Here is a 7,683-nt window from a genome sequence, read left to right on the forward strand (position 1 = left end):
TCTCATGACTACTCCCAGTACCCGTTTTGCCGGTCCGCGTCCGCGGCTGCTGCTGAACGCCTTCCTGATGAACACCACCAGCCACATCCGCGGCGGCCAGTGGCGCCACCCCGACGCCGAACAGCACCGCTTCAACGAACTGTCCTTCTGGACGGACCAGGCCCGCCAGCTGGAAGACGCGAAGTTCGACGCGCTGTTCTTCGCCGACGTCGTGGGACTGTACGGCAACCACGACGGCGGGTGGGCCTCCCACGTGCGCCGCGGACTGCAGGTGCCGGCCAACGATCCGCTGCTGCTGCTCGCCGCGCTCTCCGGCGCCACCCGGGACATCGGGCTGGCCGCGACGTCGTCGGTCGTACAAAGCCATCCCTTCCAGTTCGCCCGCCAGCTCTCCACCCTGGACCACCTCTCCGGCGGCCGGGCCGGCTGGAACATCGTCACCTCCGTGCTGGAGAACGCGCACCGCAACTTCGGCGGCGATGGCCTCACCGAACACGACCGGCGCTATGACTGGGCGGACGAGTACACCGACGCCGTCTACAAGCTCTGGGAAGGATCCTGGGACGACGGTGCGCTGGTCCAGGACAAAGATTCGGGCCTGCATGCAGACCCGGACAAGGTCCACAAGATCCACCACCGAGGCGAGCGGTACTCAATCGACGGACCGCACCTGAGCTCCCCGTCGCCGCAGCGCACCCCTGTGCTCTTCCAAGCCGGCAGCTCCGGCCGGGGACAGCAGTTCGCCGCGGCCAACGCCGAAGCGACGTTCATCTTCGCCCCCAACCACGCCCACGCAGCGAAGGTCGCGGCCGGAGTCCGCGCCCGCGCCGCAGAGGCAGGACGCCTGCCAGATGACATCAAGGTGTTCACCGGCCTGTCCTTTGTGGTGGGCGGTACGGAAGCCGAAGCGAAGCGCAAAAAAGCTGAGCTGGACGAGTACCTGGACCTGGACGCCGTGATCGCACACATCGGCGGCGGGCTGGGCATCGACCTCGGCGGCCTGGACCTGGACACCCCGCTGGGCGAGGTGCAGACCGAAGGCGGCCGGGGTGTCCTGCAGGCCATCATCGACTCCACCCCGGGCGGCAACCCCACCCTGGCCGACGTCGCCCGCTACCGCACCGAGGCCCAGCAGATCACCGGCACCCCAGAGCAGATCGCCGACGAGCTCGAACGCTGGCAGGACGCCGGCGTGGACGGGATCAACATCATCAACGCGATCCTGCCCGGCTCCTACACGGACTTCATCGACGGTGTGCTGCCGGAGCTGCGCCGGCGCGGCCTGGCCCAGAGCGAATACGCCCCCGGCACTCTGCGGGAAAAGCTCTTCGGAACCGGCCCGCTGCTCAACGAACGCCACCGCGCGGCCGCTTTCCGCGGCGCCTTCACGAATACCCTTGCAACGTCAGGAGCCACCAAATGACCGCCAGCCTGCTCACCCGCTACGGCCATGCACCCGCACGGGACGCGACCCGCTGGTTCGCCGTCGCGGACGAGGTCGCTGCGATTCTCGCCACGGACGCGCTCGAACGCGATACCGCGAACAAGCCGCCGTTCACGGAAGTTGAAATCCTGCGCCGGTCCGGCCTGCTGCCGCTGACCATTCCCGCCCGTTTCGGGGGCGCCGGCATCAGCTGGGGCACCGCCTTCGAAATTGTGCAGCGGGTGGCCCGGGCAGACAACTCGATAGGCCAGCTGCTGGGCTACCACTACATTTTCCAGGCTTTCCCCTACATTGACCTGGACGAAAGGCGCGGGCAGGAACTGGCGGACGAATGCCTCGTGCAGCAATGGCTCTGGTCCTCCACCGGCACCCCGCAGGGTGCCCAGGCCACCGCCTTCCGCACCGAGGGCGGGTACCTCCTGACCGGCAAAAAACCGTTCGCCACCGGCAGCCGGGTCGCGGACCGGATCTACGCGCGCGCAGTGCTCGACGGCGGCGACCGGCTGGCGCTCATCATCGACACCGTCTCCGACGGCGTTATCCGGCACGACGACTGGGACGTCCTGGGTTCGCGCCTCACCGCCACCAACACCATCGAGTTCCGGGACGTGTTCGTTCCGGACGTCGCCGTCATTACCAACCTGGGACGGCACGACGGCGAGCGGCGTCCCCATCAGGTGCTCACCACTCCCGCCTTCCAACTGCTCTTCGCCCACGCCTACCTCGCCGCCGCGGAAGGAGCCGTGCTGGCCGCCCGGGACTACACCCTGAGCACCGCCCGGCCCTGGTTCCATGCAGAGGCGGCATCGGCGTCGGACGATCCGTTTATCCAGAACCACTACGGATCCTTCGCGGCCAGGCTCCAGGCGCTTGCCGCCGTCGTTGACCAGGCCACCACCGCACTGCAGTGGGCTTTCGACGCAGGGGAGTCGCTCACCGCCGCGGAACGGGCGGGCGTCGCCGAACAGATCGCCGCCGCGAAAATAACCGCGCATGAAGTGTCCCTGGATGTCACTGCACGCATCTTCGATGTCACCGGTGCCCGGGCCGCGGGGAGCAAATACGGGTTCGACAGGTATTGGCGGGACGTCCGTACCCACACCCTGCACGACCCCGTTGCCTGGAAATACAACGAACTTGGCCGGTACTTCCTCAACGGAACCGAACCTGTTCCCTCCGCTTACCGCTAAACCACTCGCACTTAATACAAAGGACTCCCATGGAACGCAGGAACTTCCTCAAACTCGCACTCGCCGGTGCCGGTGCAGCCTCCCTGACCGCTGCCACCGGCTGTGGCCTGGCCGGCGGCGCAGCAGCCAGCGGGGACAAGACGATCAGAATCATCGCCACCGAATCCGCTCCCTACCAGGAGCCCACCAAAATCGCCGCCGACCTGCTCAAGGCCAAGGGCTGGACGCTGGAGGCCACCTACGTCACGGACATCATCCAGCCGAACCTGGCGGTCTCCAACGGCGAATTCGACGCCAACTACTTCCAGCACGGCGCCTACCTTCAGCAGTTCAACGTGGACCAGAAGCTCGAAGTTCAGCCGCTGTTCTACGTCTACGGATCGCCTGCCGGCATTTGGTCCCAGCGGTGGGACTCGCTGCAGGACCTGCCCGACGGCGCGCGGATCGCCCTGCCGGTGGACCCGGCCAACAACGGGAGGGGGCTGGCGCTGCTGCGCGACGCCGGGCTGCTGGAACTCAAGGAGGGCGTGGGCGTCATCCACACCTCGCAGGAAACCATTACGGCGAATCCGAAGAACTTCGAGTTCGTGGAGGTAGACCAGCAGTCCCTCTCCAAGACGCTGCCTGACGTGGACGCCGGGGTGCTGTTCGTGCGGCTGGCGGCGGAGATTGGCCTGTCCCCGGATGACGCGCTGGCCTTCGAGAAGGAAGCGGACCAGATTCCTTTCCGCTGCGTGGTCGCCGGAACTGCGGAGTTCGCCGAGACGGAGAAGGCGCGCGTGCTGCAGGAGGCCTATCAATCACCCGAGGTACGAGAATGGTTCGCCGGCTATATGGACGGCGTGCTGCCCACTCCCTGGGACACGGATCCGCTGGAGGAACTCGACTCCTGGTGGCAGGCCTAGAGCTTGCCGAACCGGGCCCGGATAAAGCCCATATACAGGCCGTAGAAGATCAGTCCCACGCCGACGGCGCCCAGCGCCAGCCAGCCCAGAGGTGCCTCATGCAGGGCGCGCAGGGCGCCGTCGAGCCCGGTGGATTTCTCCGGATCAGCCGTCACCGCGGCAGCGATCACCAGGCCTCCCAGAATCAGCAGGGACAGGCCCTTGGCCACAAAACCGGCGATCCCGGTGACAGTTGCAACCCGCTGCCAGGTGCGGCCGGGAACCGGGCCAAGGTCCTTCCGGAACCGGCGGCTGGCTCCCTTGAAGATGAAGTAGACGCCGATTCCGGCGATTACCGCTCCGGCAAGGCCCACCACCAGCTGGCCCGCCGGCTGGCTGAGGACGCGTCCGGTCCAGGTGACCTGGCTCTGCTCGCTGTCACTGGAGCCGCCCAGGGCAAAGACACCAAAGGAAACGCCGATGGCTCCGTAGACCACGGCCGATCCGGCGTCGGAGGCGCGCTTCTTCCAGACCTCCTTGCGGTTCTCACCTGAATCCAGGAACACCCGGGTGGCCTGGAACAATGCCAGCGCAAGGCAGCCGAGGAAGCAGGCCCAGATCAGGAAAATGCCGCCGGGCTGGTCCGCGAGTGCGGCAACGGCGCCGGACGAATCGGCGTCGCCACCTCCTCCGGCCGCGATCTGCAGCGCAATGATGCCGATCAGGGCATGCAGCAGGCCACTGGCGACGTAGCCCATCCGTGCCGCACGTTCGAATGCCTTTGACTCAGCGGCCCGCTCTGCCGCCTGGGCCACCCGGCCCCCGTGTGTGCCTGCCCGATCCATGCCCAATGTGTCCTCCAGCGCCCCGGCGGCAGGTCGTGAACCGCCGCAACTAGTTCGTGTGCTTAGTGATCTGCTTCCATCCTGCCATCTGTGGTGCACCGGAACCTACGCCGGGCTAAGGTCGGTTCATGGACGCCGCATCGCTGAGGCAGTACTGCCTGTCCCTGACCGGATCGTACGAAGACTTCCCCTTTGGCCCGGAAACCTCGGTGTTCAAGGTGCGTGCCGGCGGTCCGGCCCGACCGGCGAAGATGTTTGCCATGAGTACGCTGGACGCGGATCCGCTGATGGTCAGCCTCAAATGCGAACCCGAACTGGCCCTTCAGCTGCGGGCTGCCCATCCCGAAATCACCGGGGCGTGGCACATGAACAAGACACACTGGAACCAGCTGGACCTCACCGGCGGGCTGGAGGAAGAGCTGGTGCGGAATCTGGTGGAGGACTCCTACGACCTGGTGGTGGCGTCGCTGCCGCGCCGGGACCGCGAGTCGCTCGCCTGGAAGGGCCTGGCCGAGGGGTGAGCGGGCGGCAGCTGACCTACACCGACGCCGGCTTCACCGAGCGGCCGTACCCCCAGGCCCTTGAGGGCGGGTGGCCTGAGGGCTACCGGGTGGTGCTGCGGTCCGAGGTATTCGACGTGCCGGACCCGGCCGAAGGTTACCTGCGGCTGGCGGACGGCTTGCTGTGCTGGGACCTGCACCGCGGCAGCGGACTGCGCGTGGCGGCAGATACTCCGCGGGCTGCCTCCGGTGTGGAGATGGCTTCGGGGGTTGGCCTTGGTCCGCTGCGCTGGCAGGCTCCGTGCCGGGTGCTGTGGAGTGCCGGGCCGGTGCTCGACGGCGGTGTCCCGGTTCCCCGGCAGCGCGCAGGGTTCGGCTACGGCACACTGCGCGGCCATCCCGTAGCCGGGGAGGAAGGGTTCTACGCGGAGCTCACTCCAGACGGACAACTGTTCTTCCGGGTTGCGGCGTATAGCCGGCCTGCCAACCGGTTCATGGCACTGGGCAGTCCGGTGAGCAGGTGGACCCAGGAGTTGATTACCCGCCGCTACTTCCGGGCTGCCCGGCGTCTGGCCGCGGGGGAGCTGCCGGCGTCTCGGTACTAAAGAGGTTGCGGGTGAAGTTGACGGCCAGCAGTGAGGGAAGGCCGGTACTGATGGTTGGCTGGTCAAGGGGGAGTCCTGCCAGGAGCAGGGCGACGCAGACGCCCAGCATGATCGCACTGAACATCCGGCTGCCGCCGTCCCGCAGGATCAGCCCGGTGGCCTCGGGACCCCTCCGGTACTGCACCAGGCACCAGATGCCGCCCGCGGCGCCGAAGACACCGCACCCCGCTGCGATCCAGGGAACCGCGGCGTCGTAGCCATCGCCGTCGGGCAAGTAGGGAAGGTTCACCGCTACTGTCACGGCTCCCATGAGAAGCAGCAACAACCCAAGGAGCAGCAGCGTCCGTCTGCTGCGTGCATATGCGTTCATTTCCGGCCCCCTCGAAAGCTGAGCCGACCCTACCAGCTCAGTCTTCGCCGTCGGGCAGCTGGGACTCGCAGTGCAGCACAAAGGCGAGTTCCGGGCCGGAGGACTCCACGGGCATAAACCCGGTGGTCAGGAGCAGGGAGATGGACGCCTCGTTGGTCTCGTCCGTGTAGGCGGTGACACAGTCGACGCCGGGCTGGGCCAGCGCGAAACGGCTCAGCGCAATCACTGCTTCGGTGGCGTAGCCCAGTCCCTGGCGGGAGGGGGCAACGTTGTAGGACACTTCCACGGCCCCGTCGACGGGCGGACCCAGGAATCCGACGGTGCCGATTACCGTGCCGTCGCGTTCACGCATCATCCGGGCACCGAATGTGCCCGCCCGGGGGCCCAGCAGGCCGGACTGGAAGTACTGCTGAGCGGCGTCTTCATCGACGCCTTGGGGAAAGTCCGCGGCCCAGTCGGCGCAGCGGATGCCGACAAGGAGGGCATCTACTTCTGCTGCCGTCATCTCAGCCAGCTCAAGGCGCTCAGTGAGCAGGCTGCTGGCCGGCGTCTGCTCATGCGAAAGTGTGGTCACGAAAAATATTCTCCCTCATCGAGAGGCCACTTACGGCTCATATGAGCCCTCAAACGAGCCGTAAGTGGCCTCTCGATGGGGGTGTGGATAAACGGCACGGCCGTTTTACGTGCTGTCCCATAATGCTGGGCATGCGAACCCCACAGGAAATGCCCGGCATGCTCGGTCAGCGCCTATTCACTGTCTACGACTCCGATGCCCTCGGAGTCAGCAGGGAACGGCTGCGGCACGTTCGGATCCGGCGGATCAGCCGCGCCATCCGGGCGCTGGACAGGCAGGACCAGCCCCCGATCGAGCTCACAGTCCCGGAACGGGCAGCTGCCTACACGCGTGTGACGTCGTTCTCCGTAGCTTCCTACTTCACTGCTGCGGAAGCTTGGGGATTCCCGCTTCCATTGCGTCAAGGGCAGGCGCCTGAATTGCACATAACTCGTCCTGCTGGGCTGTCCCGCCCTCGTAGGGCGGGCGTCGTCGGGCACCGATCCCGGCTGCTGCCCGGAGAGGTGACCACGCTGGAAGGTTTGGTCCTCACATCCCGGGTGAGAACCTGGCTGGACCTGTCGAAAGAGCTCACTGTGGAGGACCTCACGGTGATCGCTGATCATCTGATCCGGATTCCCCGGCAGCTGTACGAGGGGCGGTCCGAGCCCTATGCAACACCGGACGAATTGGACGCGGTCATCGGTCTCCACCCGGGTCAGCGGGGAATTCGGACCGCGCGGGAGGCACTGCGGCTGAGCCGGGTGGGTGCGGATTCCCCGCCGGAAACCCAGCTGCGGTTGGCGCTTGCTGCGGCCGGACTTCCCGAACCGGAGGTGAATGCGCCGATCGTGGACGACGACGGTGTCCTGCACCATGAGCCGGACCTGGGGTACCGCAAGTACCGGGTTGCGGTTCAATATGAGGGTGCCGGGCATTCTGATCCGGAACAGGTGGCTCGGGACATCAGCCGCGAAGAGCAGACCCTTGCGCTGGGCTGGACGGAAGTTCGTATTTCACGGCGGCACATGGTCGACGGCGCCCGGCCGGCAGTGGAGAAGGTCCGGGCTGCGCTTTGGGCCGCCGGCTGGCGTGCTGACCGTCCGGCGGCATGATTCTGTGCCGCATCCGGACAACGAGAGGCCAGTTACGGCTCGTATGACGCGGCTAAGTCAAGTGGTGGGTGCAACGCTGGGGGTTAGGCTGCTGGTTGCAGCAGCATGTTCAGCCGGTTGGCTGGGGTGTCCATGTCCAGGGTTGGTCTGGGTCTGCGGTTGAGCTTTGCTGCGATG

General features: G+C 66.5%; 9 protein-coding genes. 6 read left to right on the forward strand and 3 right to left on the reverse strand.

The window, feature by feature from the left end; all coding sequences use genetic code 11:
- Nucleotides 1–4: 4 nt before the first annotated feature.
- Genes NGB94_RS01875 through NGB94_RS01885 form a run of 3 tightly spaced genes read left to right on the forward strand, consistent with a single transcriptional unit; the run spans nucleotide 5 to nucleotide 3,539 of the window.
- Nucleotides 5–1,423 carry an NtaA/DmoA family FMN-dependent monooxygenase gene (locus NGB94_RS01875; RefSeq protein ID WP_325788653.1) on the forward strand — a complete coding sequence of 473 codons (1,419 nt, stop codon included), beginning with the start codon at nucleotides 5–7 and terminating at the stop codon, nucleotides 1,421–1,423.
- Entirely contained in the window at nucleotides 1,420–2,634 is a 1,215-nt protein-coding gene (locus tag NGB94_RS01880) for an acyl-CoA dehydrogenase family protein (RefSeq protein ID WP_325788654.1), read from the forward strand. The genes NGB94_RS01875 and NGB94_RS01880 overlap by 4 nt, the downstream gene beginning before the upstream one ends.
- A 29-nt stretch (nucleotides 2,635–2,663) precedes the next feature.
- Nucleotides 2,664–3,539, forward strand: a complete 876-nt coding sequence (locus tag NGB94_RS01885; RefSeq protein ID WP_325788655.1) for a MetQ/NlpA family ABC transporter substrate-binding protein — start codon at nucleotides 2,664–2,666, stop codon at nucleotides 3,537–3,539.
- On the opposite strand, the gene NGB94_RS01890 is transcribed toward NGB94_RS01885, so the two are convergent.
- Nucleotides 3,536–4,363, reverse strand: coding sequence for a DUF1206 domain-containing protein (locus tag NGB94_RS01890; RefSeq protein WP_325788656.1), 828 nt, complete (start codon nucleotides 4,361–4,363; stop codon nucleotides 3,536–3,538). The genes NGB94_RS01885 and NGB94_RS01890 overlap by 4 nt on opposite strands.
- A gap of 128 nt (nucleotides 4,364–4,491) precedes the next feature.
- On the opposite strand from NGB94_RS01890, the gene NGB94_RS01895 reads away from it, so the two are divergent.
- Together NGB94_RS01895 and NGB94_RS01900 are read left to right on the forward strand one after the other, a co-directional pair.
- Nucleotides 4,492–4,884, forward strand: a complete 393-nt coding sequence (locus NGB94_RS01895) for an MmcQ/YjbR family DNA-binding protein (protein WP_325788658.1) — start codon at nucleotides 4,492–4,494, stop codon at nucleotides 4,882–4,884.
- The gene (locus tag NGB94_RS01900; protein WP_325788659.1) at nucleotides 4,881–5,468 is read left to right on the forward strand and encodes a DUF1990 domain-containing protein; all 588 of its coding nucleotides are present in this window, start codon (nucleotides 4,881–4,883) and stop codon (nucleotides 5,466–5,468) included. The genes NGB94_RS01895 and NGB94_RS01900 overlap by 4 nt, the downstream gene beginning before the upstream one ends.
- On the opposite strand, the gene NGB94_RS01905 is transcribed toward NGB94_RS01900, so the two are convergent.
- Nucleotides 5,401–5,838 carry a hypothetical protein gene (locus tag NGB94_RS01905; protein ID WP_325788661.1) on the reverse strand — a complete coding sequence of 146 codons (438 nt, stop codon included), beginning with the start codon at nucleotides 5,836–5,838 and terminating at the stop codon, nucleotides 5,401–5,403. The two genes, NGB94_RS01900 and NGB94_RS01905, sit on opposite strands and share 68 nt — an antisense overlap.
- Before the next feature lie 37 nt (nucleotides 5,839–5,875).
- Nucleotides 5,876–6,412: a GNAT family N-acetyltransferase gene (locus NGB94_RS01910; RefSeq protein WP_325788662.1), complete on the reverse strand. Its 537-nt coding sequence runs from the start codon at nucleotides 6,410–6,412 to the stop codon at nucleotides 5,876–5,878.
- 131 nt (nucleotides 6,413–6,543) lie between these two features.
- Between NGB94_RS01910 and NGB94_RS01915 the strand changes: the two genes are divergently transcribed.
- On the forward strand, nucleotides 6,544–7,506 hold the full coding sequence (locus tag NGB94_RS01915) for a hypothetical protein (protein WP_325788664.1): 963 nt from the start codon (nucleotides 6,544–6,546) through the stop codon (nucleotides 7,504–7,506).
- Nucleotides 7,507–7,683 lie beyond the last annotated feature (177 nt).

It is taken from the genome of Arthrobacter koreensis (assembly GCF_035792275.1).
Taxonomy (GTDB): domain Bacteria; phylum Actinomycetota; class Actinomycetes; order Actinomycetales; family Micrococcaceae; genus Arthrobacter_B; species Arthrobacter_B koreensis_A.

What these genes read in the sequence shown, in the direction of transcription:
- NGB94_RS01875 (WP_325788653.1), top strand. Translation starts at nt 5, where the DNA reads ATGACTACTCCCAGTACCCGTTTTGCCGGTCCGCGTCCGCGGCTGCTG.
- NGB94_RS01880 (WP_325788654.1), top strand. Translation starts at nt 1,420, where the DNA reads ATGACCGCCAGCCTGCTCACCCGCTACGGCCATGCACCCGCACGGGAC.
- NGB94_RS01885 (WP_325788655.1), top strand. Translation starts at nt 2,664, where the DNA reads ATGGAACGCAGGAACTTCCTCAAACTCGCACTCGCCGGTGCCGGTGCA.
- NGB94_RS01890 (WP_325788656.1), bottom strand. Translation starts at nt 4,363, where the DNA reads ATGGATCGGGCAGGCACACACGGGGGCCGGGTGGCCCAGGCGGCAGAG.
- NGB94_RS01895 (WP_325788658.1), top strand. Translation starts at nt 4,492, where the DNA reads ATGGACGCCGCATCGCTGAGGCAGTACTGCCTGTCCCTGACCGGATCG.
- NGB94_RS01905 (WP_325788661.1), bottom strand. Translation starts at nt 5,838, where the DNA reads ATGAACGCATATGCACGCAGCAGACGGACGCTGCTGCTCCTTGGGTTG.
- NGB94_RS01915 (WP_325788664.1), top strand. Translation starts at nt 6,544, where the DNA reads ATGCGAACCCCACAGGAAATGCCCGGCATGCTCGGTCAGCGCCTATTC.